This window comes from Pantoea jilinensis (assembly GCF_019104105.1).
In the GTDB taxonomy this organism is placed as follows: Bacteria; Pseudomonadota; Gammaproteobacteria; order Enterobacterales; family Enterobacteriaceae; genus Pantoea; species Pantoea eucalypti.
In genome coordinates this window covers 1,956,958-1,973,628 of record NZ_CP077746.1, presented here as the reverse complement: position 1 = coordinate 1,973,628, position 16,671 = coordinate 1,956,958, and the positions used below count along the sequence as shown (strand labels likewise).

The window sequence follows — 16,671 nt, the reverse complement described above, 5'->3', positions numbered from 1 at the left end:
ATCTTTTTTATCATCAAAAGGAATCACTATGTCTCAGACTGTTCATTTTCAGGGTAATGCCGTTCCGGTTGCAGGTCAGTTTCCACAGGCTGGCGATAAAGCTAAGCCTTTCACGCTGGTAGCAAAGAACCTGGTTAACGTTGCGCTCTCTGAGTATGCAGGAAAACGCAAAATTCTGAACATTTTCCCAAGCGTTGATACCGGTGTCTGTGCCTCATCAGTGCGCAAATTCAACCAGGCGGCAAGCGAGCTGAATAACGCCGTGGTGTTATGCATCTCTGCCGATCTGCCTTTTGCCCAGTCGCGTTTCTGTGGCGCGGAAAACCTGAGCAATGTGGTGACGCTGTCGACGCTGCGCGGCTCAGAATTCAAGTATGAGTATGGTGTAGAAATTGCTGATGGTGCGCTGGAAGGCCTGACCGCACGTGCGGTGATCGTTCTGGATGAGAACGATAAAGTGATTTACAGCCAGCTGGTTGATGAAATCACCACTGAGCCTGATTACGACGCTGCCCTGGCCGCGCTGAAGTAATAAAAAAAGCGGATAACCTGGTTATCCGCTTCCTGCTCTCTGCTTACCGATCATTCGCTTTCGGTGCGCTTCTGTCCCAGACCATATTCACGCAGCTTGTTGGCAATCGCGGTATGGGAAACACCCAGACGTTTTGCCAGTTTTCGGGTGCTGGGATAGGAGAGATAAAGCCGCGTCAGTATTGACCGCTCAAAACGGCTGGTAATCTGATCCAGCGTTCCTTCCAGTGCTTCATCGCCCAGCGATACATCCAGTGTCTGTTCAGGCAACACAATATCCTGCGGTCGCAGTTCATATCCTTCCAGCTGGGTTAACGCGCGATACAACGCATTTTTTAACTGGCGCACATTGCCAGGCCAGGCGTAGCGCGTCAGAAATGCAATGAGCTGTGGCGAGAGTCGCGGCCGGGCCATCCCCTGCTCATCCGCAAAGCGGGCCACAAACATCTCGGTCAGTGGCAGGATATCCTGCGGTCGATCGCGCAGCGGGGGCAGTTGCAGCGTCAGCACATTGAGCCGGTAAAAAAGATCTTCGCGAAACTCACCGCGTTGCACCAGTTCAATCAGGTTCTTCTGCGTAGCGCAGATTACGCGCACATTAACATGGACTTCATGCTCTTCACCGACGCGGCGGAAGGTGCCATCATTGAGAAAACGCAGCAGCTTGGTCTGCATTCTCGGCGACATCTCGCCAATCTCATCCAGCAATACCGAGCCACCATTGGCCTGCTCAAAAAAGCCCTTCTTGCCTTCCAGCGCATTCGGATAGGCACCGGCGGCATGACCAAACAACTCGCTTTCCGCAACGTCGTCAGGTAAAGATGCACAGTTCAGCGCCAGGAAAGGATTTTTCCCACGGGCGCTGCGCAGATGACAGGCGCGTGCCAGCATATCTTTCCCGGTGCCGGTATCGCCGACAATCAGTAACGGCGCATCCAGCATCGCCAGTTTGCGCGCCTGATCGACCACCTGACGCATCTTCGGCGTGACGGCAATAATATGGTCAAACTCGGATTCGTCGGTGACGACCAGATTCTGTAACTGACGGCCCATGCGAGCGGTTGACTTCAGCATCACCATCGCCCCGACCGGCCTGTCGTTCTGGCCCTCTTCACCCGGCAGATAAATAGGACGCGCTTCCATCAGAAAATCGCGCCCTTCAATGACGACATGCTGCGCCTGCGCCTCAACCCGATCGCTTTCCAGCCAGCGCATGAAGTTAAAGCCATTAATCAGGTTGCCGGCGCTGAAATTGCGCATTTTCTCTTCATCAAGATTAAACAGGTTTTGTGCCGCCGGATTAGCCAGTTCCACCTTGCTTTTCAGATCGATGGAGAAAACCGGATCTGGCATGGCCACCAGTAAGGCACTCAGCGCGCGATGTTCACGCTCCGAAGGCATGTACGTTACCGTGCGCACATCTGTTACGCCCGGTGTACGCCGGATTTCTGCCATCAGATTACTGAAAGCGTCAAATTCCAGTGCCGAAAAATTCAGGTAGATGCGGCCCAGCGCCGTAATTTCGATACCGCGTAAATCAATGTTGCGTGCCACCAGCAGATCGAGCAGTTCACGCGTCAGACCGATGCGGTCCTGACAGAACACTTCCAGACGCATTGCGTTCGCCTTAATCAGGTTCAGATAAATGAATATTACGCTAAGTGATGCGCCGGTAGAAAGGGATCTGTCAGGAAAAGTTGACAGTGTAAGCGTGTATGGCGGAGTTTTGTACTGACCGGCTGGATTCCGGTATCGATTGCTGGTTGTCAGCTTTTGTCAGTACCAGACTGTTGATTAAAGACTTATTGCTGTATATTTTTCTCAACTGAGTAGAATTGATTATAATATGCTGACTTTCTTCGCAAAATATCTGACTGTGGGCCTGATAAATACCCTGATCCATTGGGTGACTTTTTTTATCTGCCTCAGCCTTGGATTATTCCAGTCGACCGCTAACCTGATTGCTTTTAGCCTGGCCGTTACCTTCTCTTTTTTCGTTAATGCGCGCTGGACCTTTGAGCAGCAGGCAACGGCCTGGCGTTATCTTATTTACGTCGTTTTTATGGGTGCGATGGCTTTCAGCGTAGGTTATCTGGCTGACCATTTTGGCTTCTATCCCCTTATTACGCTGATCGCCTCCTCGGCTATCAGTCTGGCGTGTGGCTTTCTTTTTTCCCGCTTTATTGTTTTCAAAGGAGAATAATGAAAATCTCTCTGGTGGTACCGGTATTCAATGAAGAGGATGTCATCCCTCTTTTCTATGACGCGGTCAGAAAAGATGAAGCACTGGCCGCCTGGCAGATTGAGATCGTATTTATTGATGATGGCAGCACAGACGCAACGCATGCGCTGATTACCCAACTCAGCCAGTGCGATCCGCTGGTGCGCAGCTTGTCGTTTATTCGAAATTTCGGCAAAGAACCGGCGCTGTTTGCCGGACTGGAAGCCGCAACCGGCGATGCGGTTATCCCGATAGATGTGGATTTGCAGGATCCGATCGCGATTATTCCCGAGATGATCCGGAAGTGGCAGGCTGGGGCTGATATTGTGTTAGCTAAACGGATTGACCGCAGTGCCGATGGCCACCTCAAACGCAAAACAGCCCGCTGGTTTTACAAATTGCATAACAGCATCAGCCATCCGCAGATTGAAGAGAATGTCGGTGATTTCCGGCTGATGTCGCGTGAAGTCGTTGAGAATATTAAATTGCTGCCTGAGAAGAATCTCTTTATGAAAGGCATTCTTAGCTGGGTCGGCGGACAGACGGATATTGTGGAATATACGCGAACGGAGCGGATCGCAGGCCGCAGTAAATTTGGCGGCTGGAAGCTGTGGAATCTTGCGCTGGAGGGTCTGACCTCATTCTCTACCGTTCCGCTGCGGATTTGGTCATACCTGGGCTTTCTGGTGGCCTCGCTGGCCTTTTTATATGGTCTCTGGATGATCGTGGATAAACTGCTGTTCGGTAACCCGGTGCCAGGCTATCCCTCAATTCTGGTCTCCGTGCTCTTTCTGGGTGGCGTTCAGCTTATTGGCATTGGCGTGTTAGGCGAATATATTGGCCGCATCTACATGGAAACTAAAAACCGGCCTCGCTATATTTTGCGAAAAGTGGCACCGACAAAAATAACCCCCTCTCAGGACACGGACTAAACGGCCCGTTCAGACTCAGAGAAATGGTCAGATTAAAAAGGATGACAGATGTTCGCCACTGATAACGGCATAAGCCGCAATAAGGTGTTTTTGCTTTTTGCGACAGTATTTCTGCTTGCATACAGCCCCGCTTATTTAACGCATTACGCCTATACCGATGACTGGACGAATCTCTATTGGGCTAATTTTGACAGGCTCAGTATTTTAAACTGGGACACATTATCCGGCAGGCCGGTTTATGGCATTATCCAGTACAGCGCTTCCTTTCTGGTCGGGAGTGTAGAACGTCTGGCACTGCTGCGTTCAGTCTCGATTGTTCTGCTCATTTTTACCGGGTATTACATTTATACCCTGTGTCAGAAAATGGCACTTCTTGAGAGTCAGGCTCAGCGAATCACATTTTCGCTATTGCTTTGTCTGCTGCCTTCCTTCCAGGTTTATATCGCCTGGGCATCCTGTTTCCCCTATATCGCTGCAATTTTGCTGGCGGGAACAAGTTACCGTTTTTCCATTAAAACGGGCATGACCAGTCGCCTTATCGCGTTCTGTCTGCTGACCCTTGCCTTCTGTCTTTATCAACCGGCAGCGATGACCTTTACCTTCTTTGCCGCGCTTGACCTCTGCTTTTCAGAAAGAAAAGTCGATACGAAACGTGCAGTGATCTCACTGATGGTTCTGGGTGCGGGTATGTTCGCTGCGCTGATCGCGTCAAAGGTACTGCCCGTTCAGCTTTATGGTCATACGTTGCCACGTTCAGCATTCAGCTACGACATCCCGGTTAAGCTGAAATGGTTTTTCACCGAATACCTTAAGAACGTTATATGTAATTTTGACCTCGGCGCAAAAGCGGTGTCGGTGATCATCTCATCGATCATTATTGGGTCTGGACTGAAAAAAATTAAAGCAGCAGGTAACGACAAATTCTATCTGATGTTTGTTTTATTGCTGATCGCCGCACTGCCTAATCTGATCGTCAGTGAAAGCATGGCGGCTTACCGCACCCTGATTGCCGGTGCGCTGATTACCACCAGTGCGTTTATTCTCGGCCTGTTTGAAATCAGCAAAAAATTAAAATGGAAAAATGCATTTTATGCGCTGCTCGTGATCGCTGCCGCCTCACTGTCGATAAGTCATTTAATCAACGGCTATTCCGTGCCGGCTCGTAAAGAGTTTGCCCTGCTCGATCAGGCGATTACCCGGCAGGTGCCAAAGGAATTTAAAGGGGCACTCTATTATCGCCTGACCGGTGAATACCTGCCGAAGGTTGCGACGTTGCGGAAGTATGATGATTTCGGGGGGCTGGGCCTGAGTATGTCCTGGACATTTGCCGGGATGGCGCATTTTATCAGGGAGAAAAATGGCATGGCCTTTACGCTGCCTGCAAATCCGGTGATTACAGATGAATCCGCCTGTCCGGGTGAGTGTCTGATTATCAATTCACGGCAGGTGCTGCGCCAGCCTCACTGATCATTAAAGGCGGCTATGCCGCCTTTAATGTGTCACGCGAGATTCAGGCTGATTTGTTACCGCCCTTCTGCAGTGCCTCTTTCAGCTGGCCCAGCAGTTCGCGCCGAAAATCGCCAAGCCGTGGCTTATCCTGCTCCAGCCACGGCAGTGGACGACAAAGCTCCATCGCTTTGATGCCCAGCCTTGCAGTCAGCAGGCCTGCACCAATGCCCTGGGCAGCGCGCGTGGAAAGCCGGGCAGCGATATCCTGCGACATCCAGTCCATTCCCACTTCCCGCACCAGTTCGGACGCGCCGGCAAAAGCCATATTGAGCAGCACCAGGCGGAACAGCCGGATACGGCTGAAGTAGCCCAGTTCGATGCCGTATATCGCCGCGATGCGATTGACCAGCCGCAGATTACGCCAGGCGATAAACGCCATATCCACCAGTGCCAGCGGACTGACCGCAATCATCAGTGTTGCTTCCGCAGCATGACGACTGATTTCACGCCGCGCCTGCCTGTCCAGAACGGGCTGCACCAGCTGCGCATACAAGCGCACGATTTCGCTGTCATTGTGGGTTTCGTGCAGCGAGGCATGCCAGCGCTGCAGGGCCGGATGCGCCTGATCCAGTTCAGCCTGCTGGGCCAGCTTTTCGCAGAATGCCCGACCTTTACCGATACCATGACTGTGCAATAGCTCCCGGCCCACATCCCGCTCTTCGGCACGCTGACGCAGCTGGTAGAGCCGACGCCACTCAGTGGTCAGCGCGCCGACACCCGCCAGCACAATAAGTCCGCCTGCTACGCCGCTCCCCAGTGAAAACCAGTCGCGTCCCAGCCAGGCGTCATGCGTCCACTGCACCCCCTGCGCAATCACGCTAACGCCAAACAGCAGTGCGCCTGCGGTCACCATTTTGCGCCACAGACTGCGTTTAGGTTTCAGAGCCGCTTCCACTGCGCGCTCCCCTGCACCTTCTTCTTCTACGGCAACATCTTCATCCTGCACTGCCAGAAACGCAGCCTGCGCGTCCGCTTCAAAGGTCTGCGCCGGACGCAGCGGCGTGGTGGTGCTCTCATCCAGCGGACGAGCAAAATCGATACGCGGCTTCAGCGGATCACTCATCGCAATTTATCTCCCAATAAAAATTCCAGCGCGGCATCCATGCGGATATGCGGCAGTGGACGGTCGACGTCGAGCTGCTGCGGCCGGAACTGTTCAAACTGAAAACCCTGCTGCTGCCAGAAGGCATTGCCAGGCAGGCGCGGCGGGACTTCACCCGGATAGACGGTAAGCGGTTCTCCATCATCCAGCCGGTGACCGCGCAGGGCCGGGATCTTCTCGCCACGGTGGTCGACCAGGCCGCTCTGTGTCGCCTGCACTGATGCCAGTCCGATGCAGTCCATGCTAATCCCCTCAAACGCGGCGTTCTGCCAGGCATCCTGCACCAGTTGCTGCAACAGCGAGACCATGTTGCCGTGCTGATCGCTGGTGATGTGATCCGCTTTAGTTGCCGCAAACAGTAATTTGTCGATCACCGGTGAGAAAAGCCGGCGAAACAGGGTGCGCTGGCCGTAATGAAAGCTCTGCATCAGCTGAGTCAGCGCCAGCCGCATATCATTAAACGCCTGAGGACCACTATTCAGGGGCTGGAGGCAGTCAACCAGCACGATCTGGCGGTCAAAACGCAGGAAGTGATTTTTGTAAAAGCCCTTCACCACATGCTGGCAGTAGTAGTTGAAGCGCTGCTGCAGCATGCTGAAGTTACTCCCCTTATCCGCCTGCGCCAGCTTAGTGAGTTGCGACTCATCAGCGGTTGGCCAGGGGAAAAACTGCAGCGCAGGCGCGCCTGCCATATCGCCAGGCAGCACGAACCGTCCAGGCTGAATAAAATGCAGGCCTTCAGATTTACAGCGATGCAGGTAGTCAGTCCAGGCCGCAGCAATCTCTGCCAGCTGGGTTTCATCGGCGGGAGCAAGCGGATCGAGTTTTTCGCAGAGCGTGCGCCAGGGTTTTGCCCACTCCGCACGATCGCCCTGCAGCAGACCGTTCATCTGCCGTGACCAGGCGAGATAATCCTGCGCCAGCATCGGCAGATCCAGTAGCCATTCTCCGGGATAGTCGACAATTTCCAGATAGAGTGTTGCCGTCTCTTTCAGATGACGCAGCAGCGAATCATTTGGACGGTAACGCAGCGCCAGACGCATTTCGCTGACGCCACGGGTGGGCGTCGGCCAGGCGGGCGGCGTGCTGTAGAGTTGTGCCAGGCCTTCGTCATAGGTAAAGCGCGCGGTTCCCATGTCCCGCTGCGGCACCCGTTTGACGCCCAACAGTCGCTCGTCCCGCACAACGGAAAACAGCGGCAAACGTGCGCCGCTGTGAACCGTTAAAAGCTGATTGACCAGTGAGGTAATAAAGGCGGTTTTACCGCTGCGGCTTAATCCGGTGACCGCCAGCCGAAGGTGGCGATCAACGCCACGGTTCATTAATGCCATTAATTCAGTTTGCAGTCTTTTCATCGTTCTCCCTGATGAAGCGCGATGCCACCCGATTCATCACGCGTTTCAGCAATGGCTCAAGTGCCACAGCCAGCAGAAGACGTAACGGGCGTCGCGCTACCGATTTCACCGCCCAGCCAGAGACACCGGCGGGACCGTAGGTAACAGCATTAATAATGATAAATTTAGCCGCCGACTTCAATGCAGGTGCCGCGCGGTGGCGAAAAGCAGTGGATCGCGAAAAAGACATCAACACCTCCATTGAGAGAGCGGACGGGCCCGTAACGGCCCGGCAATAATATAATCAAATCTGGCGGAAGCGGCTGCGTACGCTGAAAGTTTCAGACGTCACATAACGCTCCACGTCGCGCACGCTGCGCTCATCGCGCTGCAGCGCACTCTCCAGCTGGTCCAGCAGCTCGCTGGCGCTGGGCTGACGTTCGTCCTCCGTGACATTGGCGGGTTTCACATCCAGCACAAAACCCAGCACGAAATAGGCGACCACCGTAAACATAAACAGACCAAAGAACAGTGATAAGACCACAATGACCCGAAGCAGACGCACCGGAATATCGAGATACTCCGCCAGACCCGCACAGACGCCCATCAACTTTCCTTCGTCAGGCTTGCGCCACAACTTACGGCCTTTCATCATGGCTGCCTCCAGTTAGGGTGTTCGGCATCCAGAATCGCTTCCAGTGCGTCAATGCGTTCACGCATCCGCTGTGCATCCTGCGTAACACGCTGCAGGCGCTGGATTTCGCTTTGCGACAGTTCCGAACCGCCGTTGCGTTTGTTGTTGTAATGCAACCATAACCAGATCGGTGCGACAAACAGCACGAAGATCGTTAAGGGTATGGCAAGAAAAAGTGCGCTCATTGACTCTCCTTAATCACTTATTGCAACGTCGATGATTACTCACTGCGGTTCATTTTGGCTTTCAGCGCATTAAGCTGCTGGCTGATTTCATCATCCGCTTTCAGGTCAGTAAACTGCTGGTCCAGGGTTTTTGGCTTACCGAAACCGTGGCTTTCTGCTTCCGCTTCCATGTGGTCAATGCGTCGTTCAAAAGATTCAAACCGGGCCATCGCCTCGTCGATTTTACCGCTGTCCAGCTGACGACGAACATCGCGTGATGAAGAGGCCGCCTGGTGACGCAGCGTTAACGCCTGCTGGCGGGCACGTGTTTCAGTCAGCTTTTTCTCCAGCTCAATGATTTCGCCTTTCATACGTTCCAGCGTCTCTTCAACCTGGCCCACTTCCTGTTTCAGTGAAGCGATAAGGTCAGTGAGTTTCTGTTTTTCGATCAGTGCTGACCGCGCCAGATCATCTTTATCCTTACGAAGCGCCAGTTCCGCTTTTTCCTGCCATTCGGCCTGCTGGATCTCTGCCTGCTCAATACGGCGTGACAGCTGTTTCTTTTCAGCCAGCGCCCGCGCAGAGGTGGAACGCACTTCGACTAAGGTGTCTTCCATTTCCTGAATCATCAGACGGACCAGTTTCTGCGGATCTTCAGCACGCTCCAGCAGGGAATTAATGTTGGCATTTACGATGTCAGCGAAACGAGAAAAAATACCCATAATGATGTTCCTCTTTTAATGTTTTAAAACGTGTTGCCCTGCTTAGTTAATACAAGATGCGTGCCAATTTTTATCGCATTGATTTTTAAGGAATTTGATATTTTACAGCCTCGTCCGCATATTTTAAGATAGTCAAAATGATTAAGGGATGGCGAAATTCATCATGACAGGCACTAACGATAATCTTTTAGGTGAGTCGAACAATTTTCTGGAGGTTCTTGAGCAGGTCTCCAGACTGGCTCCGCTGGAAAAGCCGGTTCTGGTGATTGGCGAGCGCGGAACGGGTAAAGAGCTGATCGCCAGCCGTCTGCACTATCTCTCTGACCGCTGGCAGGGACCGTTTATCTCGCTGAACTGCGCCGCGCTGAATGAGAACCTGCTCGATTCTGAACTCTTTGGCCATGAGGCCGGTGCCTTTACCGGTGCGCAGAAGCGCCATCTCGGACGTTTTGAACGCGCTGATGGTGGCACGCTGTTTCTGGATGAGCTGGCAACCGCGCCGATGCTGGTGCAGGAAAAGCTGCTCAGAGTAATTGAATATGGGCAGCTGGAGCGTGTCGGCGGCAATCACTCACTGCAGGTGAATGTGCGGCTGGTCTGCGCCACTAACGAGGATCTCCCTGCGCTGGCGGCAGAGGGAAAATTCCGTGCCGACCTGCTGGATCGTCTGGCCTTTGATGTGGTGCAGTTACCGCCCCTTCGCGAACGCCGCAGCGATATTCTGGTGATGGCCGATCATTTTGCCATCCAGATGTGCCGCGAACTCGGCCTGTTACTTTTTCCTGGTTTTACCGCTCAGGCGCAGCAGACTCTGCTTGATTACCACTGGCCCGGCAACGTCCGAGAGCTTAAGAACGTCGTGGAACGCTCAGTCTATCGTCATAACAGCAGCGAGCAGTTGCTGGATAACGTCATTATCAACCCCTTTGCTTCACGTCCTGAACCGGTTGCGCTCATCCGTGCCACTCAGAACGCGGAGAGTAACGACCTGCCTGCCCTGCCGCTGGATCTGCGCCAGTGGCAGAATCAACAGGAGCGGGATCTGGTGGAAGCCAGCCTGCAACAGGCACGCTATAACCAGCGTCGCGCCGCCGGGTTGCTAGGTGTTACCTATCATCAGCTGCGCGCGATGATGAAAAAGCACGACATAAAAGCCGAAAACTAGACAGGTCGACGATGACATCTTTGTCTATGCGTTATGTTTTCTGGTTAATCGCTGTCAAAACTGTCTGGTAACGTCCAGGCTGCTTTAGCAGGAACAAAAAAGCAATTACATGTTATGCGGCCTGGTGCCCATTTTGTCAGGTTGCCTGAGGGTCGGAACCAGCAGGACAGCAGCTGTCACCATGACCACGGCAAGTGCTGACATCAGCAAAACATTGTCTGTCCCATATTGTGCCGCCAGCGGCCCCGCAACCAGTTGACCAAAGGGAATGGAGATAAAGGAACCCATCGCATCATACGCGTACACGCGAGCCAGTTTATCGGCTGGGATATGAGTCTGTAATGAATGCGCCCAGGTTACGCCAAACAGGCCTAATGAAACGCCAGCGATAAAGAACCCTGCAATCAGCCATGCTGCTGATGCATTCAGGCCTAGCATCATTATCGGGAGTGCACAGAGACCTGCCAGCATAGCGCCAATCAGCAGATCACGACGTGGATGCCATTTCATAGCCAGAAATAATCCAGCAATTAAACCTGCGCTCTGGGCGGCCACAATCATCCCCCACTGCGCCCGCCCGAAAGAGGCGTCAGCAATTATCGGGCCATAGACTTCTACAATGCCATTAAACGCGACGTTGATAATGGCGAACTGAAGGACTATCGACCAAATCCAGCTTCGCCCGGCAAATTCTGCCCAGCCTTCTTTAATATCGCGCAGGATATTGCCTTGCATCGTCCCGCCATTATTCGGGCTCACACGCATAAGGAAATAAAGCGGCGCGGAGACCGCAAATCCCAGCGCATCTATCGCCAGCCCCCAGCCCGGCCCGACAGCACTGGTCATCACGCCTCCCAGCGACGCTCCCAGTACCGTGCCGCCATAAACACTGAGCTGAATGAAAGCATTGGCCTGACGCAGGTGCTGTGCAGGCACGACCTGCGGAACCAGCGCAGAGGAAGCTGGCAGAGCAATCCCCGATGCCGCGCCATTCAGCGCGCCCAGCAAGGTGAGGCTGATTACTGTGGCTGAACCCTCAAGCACAGTCCACGCAACGAAAGCCTGAGAAACAGCAGCTATCAGCGCCGATACAACTAATACCCGACTACGTGAGTAGCGGTCGGCAACCACACCGCCCACCAGCAGAAAGAGCACGTTGAACAGGGAGCGGGATGCCACCACGACGCCTAAATCAGAGGCAGATCCATCCATATCCAGAACTGCAAAGGCCAGCGCGATGGGCGCGATTCCATTGCCCAGCACGGTAAACAAACGTCCGAAAAACAGATAACGAAAGGAGGGATAGTGGAAAGCCTGAGCGCTTTTCTGGAATTCAGTCATTGTCCGGCGTTGGTTGGGCAGAGGTTGTGCTTATAGTAACGGCGTTTCTGTAATAGTTAAGTCCGGTTTTAAGCCGGTCTTGCTCAGGTAAATGCCAGGCCATTACAGATATCATTCTGTTTTACTCTTTTTCCATCCCCATGCTTTCATGCAAAACCGCAATCAGTGCACCTGTTCAGTCAGCGGTGATCCTGCTCTTCAGCGCTATGCACCCGACAAAAAAAAGCCCGCCATGAGGCGGGCAACAATACTGGAAGCAATGTGAGCAATGTCGTGCTCTTCTTCGGCAGAGCCACCGTCGAAGTGCATATGAATAATAATCATTCCTATTATCATTTGTAAAGCACCCGTTGAGAATTTTTCTCATTACCACACCTTCTGTGCGCTCTTTTTCCTGATGCAGGATGAAAAACAGCCTGGTAGCCGCTGCAGGTTTTGGGACAATGCCCGCTTTGAGATACACTCTGCCTAATGCCTCAAAATCGTTGAGTTCTATGTCAAAACTACTATGTTCGCTGTTGCTCAGCCTCAGCGTGTTGAGTGCCCCTGCGTGGTCAGCGCCTGCGGGTGATATCCGCCAGACCGGCTTTGTCTATTGCGTCAGCGGCACGCTGAATACCTTTAACCCGCAGATGGCCAGCAGCGGGCTGACTGTCGATACCCTGGCGGCACAACTTTATGACCGCCTGCTGGATGTTGATCCCTACACCTATCGTCTCAAACCCGATCTTGCGTCCAGCTGGGAAGTGCGCGACAACGGCGCAACGTATCGCTTTCATCTGCGGAGCGGCGTGCAGTTTCAGCAGACCAATCAGTTCCACCCTACCCGGCCGCTGAACGCAGACGACGTTGTTTTCAGCTTCGAACGGATGTTTGACCGTAATCACCCCTGGCATAACGTCAACGGCGGTAATTATCCCTATTTTGATAGCCTGCAATTTTCCGACTCAGTGCAGAGCGTGAAGAAAATCGACAGCAGGACGGTTGAGTTCAGACTCAACAGCCCGGATGCGTCGTTCCTGTGGCACATGGCGACCCACTATGCGCCGGTGCTGTCGAAGGAGTATGCCGACCAGCTGACGGCGCAGGGACACCAGGAAGAGATGGACAGGCAACCCGTTGGCACCGGCCCTTATCAGCTCAGCGAATATCGCACCGGCCAGTACATCCGTCTGGCGCGCAATCCTCACTACTGGAAGGGTGTTCCGCGTCTGCAACAGGCGGTAATCGATCTGGGGTCTGGCGGTACCGGACGGCTCTCCAAACTGTTAACCGGCGAATGCGATGTACTGGCCTATCCCGCGGCCAGCCAGCTCAGCATTCTGCGCGATGATCCGCGCCTGCGGATGACCCTGCGTCCTGGCATGAACATCGCCTATCTGGCTTTTAATACCCGCAAGCCGCCGCTCGACCGTCCTGAAGTGCGTCACGCGCTGGCGCTGGCAATCAACAATGAGCGGCTGATGGAGTCGATTTATTACGGCACCGCCGAAACGGCTGCCTCCATATTACCGCGCGCTTCCTGGGCCTATGACAATGATGCGCGTATTACCAGCTATGATCCGGATAAATCCCGGGCCGCGCTGGCAGCATTGGGCATCAGCGATTTGCATCTGCGACTGGTGGTGCCAGTGGCATCGCAGTCCTGGAATCCCAGCCCACTTAAAACCGCCGAATTGTTACAGGCAGATCTGGCACAGGTTGGTGTGCGGCTGACGATTGTACCGGTAGAAGGCCGTTTCCAGGAGGCGCAGCTGATGGCGATGAATCATGATCTGACGCTGTCAGGCTGGGCCACTGACAGTAACGATCCTGACAGCTTCTTCCGTCCTCTGCTCAGCTGTGCGGCGATTCGCTCACAGACCAATTACGCGCACTGGTGCTCGCCGGCCTTTGACGAAACACTGCAGAACGCCCTGTTATCACAACAACTTTCGGGCCGCATCGACAGCTATGACAAAGCGCAACAGATTCTGGCACAGGAGTTACCGGTACTGCCGCTGGCATCCTCTCTGCGGCTCCAGGCGTTTCGTCATGATATCAAGGGGCTGGTGCTGAGTCCGTTTGGCAACGCCTCGTTTGCCGGTGTTTATCGTGAAGCTGATGAGGGGAGTAAATGATTATCTATATTTTGCGGCGCCTGCTACTGCTGCTCATCACCCTGTTTCTGCTGTCGCTGGTCAGCTTCAGCCTGAGCTATTTTACCCCTAATGCGCCGCTGGAAGGCGCTGCACTCTCGGACGCCTGGTGGTTCTGGTTTAAAGGGATGCTGCAGTTTGATTTCGGCGTCTCCAGCACTAACGGTCAGGAGATTGGTTTACAGCTGCGCGAGGTGTTCCCGGCCACCATGGAGCTCTGTATCCTGGCGTTTCTGTTTGCGCTGCTGGTGGGCATTCCGCTGGGAATCTGTGCCGGTGTGATGCGCAACAAATGGCAGGATAAAACCATCAGTGCGCTGGCGCTGATTGGCTTTTCTGCGCCGATCTTCTGGCTGGCGCTGATTCTGACGCTCTTTTTCTCGCTGACGCTGGGCTGGCTGCCAGTGTCAGGTCGCCACGATCTGCTTTATCCGGTTCAGAACGTCTCTGGTTTTGCGCTGATTGACGCCTGGCTGAGTCGTTCGCCGTGGCGACATGAGATGATTATCAGTGTCCTCTCGCACCTTATTTTGCCGGTGCTGGTGCTGGCGATGGCACCGACAACAGAGGTGATACGTCTGCTGCGCAACAGCACCAGCGACGTGATGGACAAAAATTATGTCAAAGCGGCCGCCACGCGCGGTCTTTCACGCTTTACCGTCATCCGCCGCCACGTGCTGCATAACGCGCTGCCGCCGGTGATCCCACGTCTTGGCTTGCAATTTTCCACCATGCTGACGCTGGCGATGATTACTGAGATGGTCTTTAACTGGCCTGGTCTTGGACGCTGGCTGATTAACGCGATTCGCCAGCAGGATTATGCGGCGATCTCAGCCGGTGTCATGGTTATTGGCGGACTGGTGATCCTGGTGAATGTGATTTCTGACATTATTGGCGCGGCCATGAATCCGCTGAAACATAAGGAATGGTATGCCGTCCGATAATATCTACGCCGAAAAACGCCTGCCCAGCGCATTTCGTCAAAGCTGGCATCATTTCTACGGCAACCCGATTTCAATGGTCGGACTGTATGGCTTTGGCGCACTCTTATTGCTCTGCCTGTTTGGCGGTCTGATAGCGCCCTACGGTATTGACCAGCAGTTCCTGGGCTATCAGCTGCTGCCGCCCTCCTGGTCACGCTATGGCGATGTCTCGTTCTTTCTCGGGACTGACGATCTGGGTCGCGATGTACTGAGCCGCCTGCTGAGTGGCGCAGGCCCCACAGTGGGTTCAGCGATTCTTGTGACGATCTCCGCCACCCTCGGAGCGCTGGTATTGGGCGTGCTGGCGGGCATGACGCACGGTATCCGCTCGGCCGTCATGAACCATGTCCTGGACACCCTGCTCTCGATTCCGTCGCTGTTGCTGGCGATTATCGTGGTGGCGTTTCTCGGGCCACGACTCGAACATGCGCTGCTGGCCGTCTGGCTGGCATTGATGCCACGTCTGGTCCGCGAAATATACAGCGCCGTGCATGATGAGCTGGAAAAGGAGTATGTGGTGGCTGCTCGCCTTGATGGCGCTCGCGGTCGCAACATTCTGCGCTATGCCATATTGCCCAATATTCTGCCGCTGCTGATTACCGAAATAACCCGCGCGCTGTCGATGGCCATTCTGGACATTGCCGCACTTGGCTTTCTCGACCTTGGCGCGCAGTTGCCTTCGCCGGAATGGGGCGCGATGCTCGGCGATTCACTGGAGCTGATCTACGTCGCACCCTGGACCGTTATGCTGCCCGGCGTGGCGCTGATGGTGAGCGTATTAATTGTTAACCTGCTCGGTGACGGCATCCGTCGCGCCGTCGAAGCGGGAGTGGAATAAATGCCGTTACTCGATATCCGTAATCTCACCATTGAATTTATGACCGCTGACGGGCCGGTCAAAGCCGTTGACCGCGTTAATCTGACGCTGGGCGAAGGCGAAGTCCGGGGACTGGTCGGAGAATCCGGCTCCGGCAAGAGTCTGGTCGCCAAAGCTATCTGCGGCGTCACCAACGATAACTGGCGTGTTACCGCTGACCGCATGGTGTTTGATGATGTGGACCTGCTGCGCTTATCGCCGCGCGAGCGTCGTCGCATTATCGGACACAACGTCTCAATGATTTTTCAGGAGCCGCAATCCTGTCTGGATCCCTCAGAGAGCATTGGTCGCCAGCTGATGCAGGTGATCCCGCGCTGGACGTACAAAGGGCCATGGCTGAAACGCTTCTGGTTCTGGCGCAAAACCCGCGCTATCGAACTGCTGCATCGTGTCGGCATTAAAGATCACAAAGATATTATGCGCAGCTTCCCTTATGAGCTGACTGAAGGTGAGTGCCAGAAAGTGATGATCGCCATTGCGCTGGCTAACCAGCCGCGCCTGCTGATTGCGGATGAACCAACAAATGCCATGGAACCGACCACCCAGGCGCAGATTTTCCGCCTGCTGAGCCGCCTCAACCAGAATAACAACACCACTATTCTGCTGATCAGCCATGACCTGCGCACAATGAGTCAGTGGGCAGATCGAATCAACGTGATGTACTGCGGTCAGACGGTGGAAACCGCCCAGAGCGAAGATTTGATGAGTACGCCGCATCACCCTTATACCCAGGCGCTGATTCGGGCCATGCCCGATTTTGGGCGCGCCCTGCCGCACAAAAGCCGTCTTAATACCCTGTCGGGCGCGATTCCGTCGCTGGAGAGTTTACCGATTGGCTGTCGTCTGGGGCCTCGCTGTCCCTATGCCCAGCGTAAATGTATTGAAACGCCTCGGCTCACCGGCAGCAAAACCCATCTCTACGCCTGTCATTTCCCGCTGAATATGGAGGGCCAGTAGC

At 54.2% G+C, this 16,671-nt stretch carries 18 protein-coding genes; 9 read left to right on the top strand and 9 right to left on the bottom strand.

Annotated elements, in window-relative coordinates; genetic code table 11:
- Positions 1-28 precede the first annotated feature (28 nt).
- Complete coding sequence (gene tpx / locus KTJ90_RS09300) at positions 29-532, top strand: thiol peroxidase (RefSeq protein ID WP_003853783.1); 504 nt, start codon at positions 29-31, stop codon at positions 530-532.
- A gap of 50 nt (positions 533-582) precedes the next feature.
- On the opposite strand, the gene tyrR is transcribed toward tpx, so the two are convergent.
- Complete coding sequence (tyrR, locus tag KTJ90_RS09295; protein WP_003853785.1) at positions 583-2,148, bottom strand: transcriptional regulator TyrR; 1,566 nt, start codon at positions 2,146-2,148, stop codon at positions 583-585.
- A gap of 229 nt (positions 2,149-2,377) precedes the next feature.
- On the opposite strand from tyrR, the gene KTJ90_RS09290 reads away from it, so the two are divergent.
- The 3 genes from KTJ90_RS09290 to KTJ90_RS09280 are packed head-to-tail and all read left to right on the top strand — an operon-like array spanning position 2,378 to position 5,151.
- Positions 2,378-2,734 carry a GtrA family protein gene (locus KTJ90_RS09290; protein WP_003853788.1) on the top strand — a complete coding sequence of 119 codons (357 nt, stop codon included), beginning with the start codon at positions 2,378-2,380 and terminating at the stop codon, positions 2,732-2,734.
- Complete coding sequence (locus tag KTJ90_RS09285; protein ID WP_337027339.1) at positions 2,734-3,684, top strand: glycosyltransferase family 2 protein; 951 nt, start codon at positions 2,734-2,736, stop codon at positions 3,682-3,684. Before KTJ90_RS09290 ends, KTJ90_RS09285 begins: the two co-directional genes overlap by 1 nt.
- A 48-nt stretch (positions 3,685-3,732) precedes the next feature.
- Positions 3,733-5,151, top strand: coding sequence for a hypothetical protein (locus tag KTJ90_RS09280; RefSeq protein WP_499026385.1), 1,419 nt, complete (start codon positions 3,733-3,735; stop codon positions 5,149-5,151).
- 43 nt (positions 5,152-5,194) lie between these two features.
- On the opposite strand, the gene KTJ90_RS09275 is transcribed toward KTJ90_RS09280, so the two are convergent.
- From KTJ90_RS09275 to pspA, 6 genes are read right to left on the bottom strand one after another with little or no spacing between them, the layout of a single operon-like run.
- A complete protein-coding gene (locus tag KTJ90_RS09275) occupies positions 5,195-6,256 on the bottom strand; it encodes a YcjF family protein (RefSeq protein ID WP_499026383.1) in 1,062 nt (353 codons plus the stop codon).
- Positions 6,253-7,650: a YcjX family GTP-binding protein gene (locus KTJ90_RS09270; RefSeq protein WP_003853795.1), complete on the bottom strand. Its 1,398-nt coding sequence runs from the start codon at positions 7,648-7,650 to the stop codon at positions 6,253-6,255. The genes KTJ90_RS09275 and KTJ90_RS09270 overlap by 4 nt, the downstream gene beginning before the upstream one ends.
- Positions 7,631-7,879 (bottom strand): phage shock protein PspD, encoded by a 249-nt coding sequence (gene pspD, locus KTJ90_RS09265; RefSeq protein WP_078804451.1) that lies wholly within the window; start codon positions 7,877-7,879, stop codon positions 7,631-7,633. The genes KTJ90_RS09270 and pspD overlap by 20 nt, the downstream gene beginning before the upstream one ends.
- 54 nt (positions 7,880-7,933) lie before the next feature.
- A complete protein-coding gene (gene pspC / locus KTJ90_RS09260) occupies positions 7,934-8,284 on the bottom strand; it encodes an envelope stress response membrane protein PspC (RefSeq protein WP_003853797.1) in 351 nt (116 codons plus the stop codon).
- Positions 8,281-8,508, bottom strand: a complete 228-nt coding sequence (pspB, locus tag KTJ90_RS09255) for an envelope stress response membrane protein PspB (RefSeq protein WP_003853799.1) — start codon at positions 8,506-8,508, stop codon at positions 8,281-8,283. Before pspB ends, pspC begins: the two co-directional genes overlap by 4 nt.
- 35 nt (positions 8,509-8,543) lie before the next feature.
- Positions 8,544-9,209 carry a phage shock protein PspA gene (gene pspA / locus KTJ90_RS09250; RefSeq protein ID WP_003853800.1) on the bottom strand — a complete coding sequence of 222 codons (666 nt, stop codon included), beginning with the start codon at positions 9,207-9,209 and terminating at the stop codon, positions 8,544-8,546.
- Positions 9,210-9,372: 163 nt separating this feature from the next.
- Here pspA and pspF point away from each other — a divergent pair, with 163 nt between their 5' ends.
- A complete protein-coding gene (pspF, locus tag KTJ90_RS09245) occupies positions 9,373-10,374 on the top strand; it encodes a phage shock protein operon transcriptional activator (RefSeq protein WP_499026485.1) in 1,002 nt (333 codons plus the stop codon).
- Positions 10,375-10,479: 105 nt separating this feature from the next.
- Here pspF and KTJ90_RS09240 read toward each other — a convergent pair whose 3' ends face one another.
- Both KTJ90_RS09240 and KTJ90_RS09235 read right to left on the bottom strand, forming a co-directional pair.
- Positions 10,480-11,715, bottom strand: a complete 1,236-nt coding sequence (locus tag KTJ90_RS09240) for an MFS transporter (RefSeq protein ID WP_499026379.1) — start codon at positions 11,713-11,715, stop codon at positions 10,480-10,482.
- A 204-nt stretch (positions 11,716-11,919) separates the two neighbouring features.
- Positions 11,920-12,051, bottom strand: a complete 132-nt coding sequence (locus KTJ90_RS09235) for a hypothetical protein (RefSeq protein ID WP_255527544.1) — start codon at positions 12,049-12,051, stop codon at positions 11,920-11,922.
- Between the two features lie 158 nt (positions 12,052-12,209).
- On the opposite strand from KTJ90_RS09235, the gene sapA reads away from it, so the two are divergent.
- From sapA to sapD, 4 genes are read left to right on the top strand one after another with little or no spacing between them, the layout of a single operon-like run.
- Complete coding sequence (gene sapA / locus KTJ90_RS09230; protein ID WP_140033370.1) at positions 12,210-13,835, top strand: ABC transporter substrate-binding protein SapA; 1,626 nt, start codon at positions 12,210-12,212, stop codon at positions 13,833-13,835.
- Positions 13,832-14,797, top strand: a complete 966-nt coding sequence (gene sapB, locus KTJ90_RS09225; protein WP_039660158.1) for a putrescine export ABC transporter permease SapB — start codon at positions 13,832-13,834, stop codon at positions 14,795-14,797. Before sapA ends, sapB begins: the two co-directional genes overlap by 4 nt.
- Positions 14,784-15,674, top strand: coding sequence for a putrescine export ABC transporter permease SapC (gene sapC, locus KTJ90_RS09220; protein ID WP_078804454.1), 891 nt, complete (start codon positions 14,784-14,786; stop codon positions 15,672-15,674). Before sapB ends, sapC begins: the two co-directional genes overlap by 14 nt.
- Positions 15,675-16,670 carry a putrescine export ABC transporter ATP-binding protein SapD gene (sapD, locus tag KTJ90_RS09215; protein WP_003853811.1) on the top strand — a complete coding sequence of 332 codons (996 nt, stop codon included), beginning with the start codon at positions 15,675-15,677 and terminating at the stop codon, positions 16,668-16,670.
- Position 16,671 lies beyond the last annotated feature (1 nt).

Coding starts and splice junctions, on each gene's coding strand:
- tpx (WP_003853783.1), top strand. CDS start 29: ATGTCTCAGACTGTTCATTTTCAGGGTAATGCCGTTCCGGTTGCAGGT.
- tyrR (WP_003853785.1), bottom strand. CDS start 2,148: ATGCGTCTGGAAGTGTTCTGTCAGGACCGCATCGGTCTGACGCGTGAA.
- KTJ90_RS09290 (WP_003853788.1), top strand. CDS start 2,378: ATGCTGACTTTCTTCGCAAAATATCTGACTGTGGGCCTGATAAATACC.
- KTJ90_RS09285 (WP_337027339.1), top strand. CDS start 2,734: ATGAAAATCTCTCTGGTGGTACCGGTATTCAATGAAGAGGATGTCATC.
- KTJ90_RS09280 (WP_499026385.1), top strand. CDS start 3,733: ATGTTCGCCACTGATAACGGCATAAGCCGCAATAAGGTGTTTTTGCTT.
- KTJ90_RS09275 (WP_499026383.1), bottom strand. CDS start 6,256: ATGAGTGATCCGCTGAAGCCGCGTATCGATTTTGCTCGTCCGCTGGAT.
- KTJ90_RS09270 (WP_003853795.1), bottom strand. CDS start 7,650: ATGAAAAGACTGCAAACTGAATTAATGGCATTAATGAACCGTGGCGTT.
- pspD (WP_078804451.1), bottom strand. CDS start 7,879: ATGTCTTTTTCGCGATCCACTGCTTTTCGCCACCGCGCGGCACCTGCA.
- pspC (WP_003853797.1), bottom strand. CDS start 8,284: ATGATGAAAGGCCGTAAGTTGTGGCGCAAGCCTGACGAAGGAAAGTTG.
- pspB (WP_003853799.1), bottom strand. CDS start 8,508: ATGAGCGCACTTTTTCTTGCCATACCCTTAACGATCTTCGTGCTGTTT.
- pspA (WP_003853800.1), bottom strand. CDS start 9,209: ATGGGTATTTTTTCTCGTTTCGCTGACATCGTAAATGCCAACATTAAT.
- pspF (WP_499026485.1), top strand. CDS start 9,373: ATGACAGGCACTAACGATAATCTTTTAGGTGAGTCGAACAATTTTCTG.
- KTJ90_RS09240 (WP_499026379.1), bottom strand. CDS start 11,715: ATGACTGAATTCCAGAAAAGCGCTCAGGCTTTCCACTATCCCTCCTTT.
- KTJ90_RS09235 (WP_255527544.1), bottom strand. CDS start 12,051: ATGATAATAGGAATGATTATTATTCATATGCACTTCGACGGTGGCTCT.
- sapA (WP_140033370.1), top strand. CDS start 12,210: ATGTCAAAACTACTATGTTCGCTGTTGCTCAGCCTCAGCGTGTTGAGT.
- sapB (WP_039660158.1), top strand. CDS start 13,832: ATGATTATCTATATTTTGCGGCGCCTGCTACTGCTGCTCATCACCCTG.
- sapC (WP_078804454.1), top strand. CDS start 14,784: ATGCCGTCCGATAATATCTACGCCGAAAAACGCCTGCCCAGCGCATTT.
- sapD (WP_003853811.1), top strand. CDS start 15,675: ATGCCGTTACTCGATATCCGTAATCTCACCATTGAATTTATGACCGCT.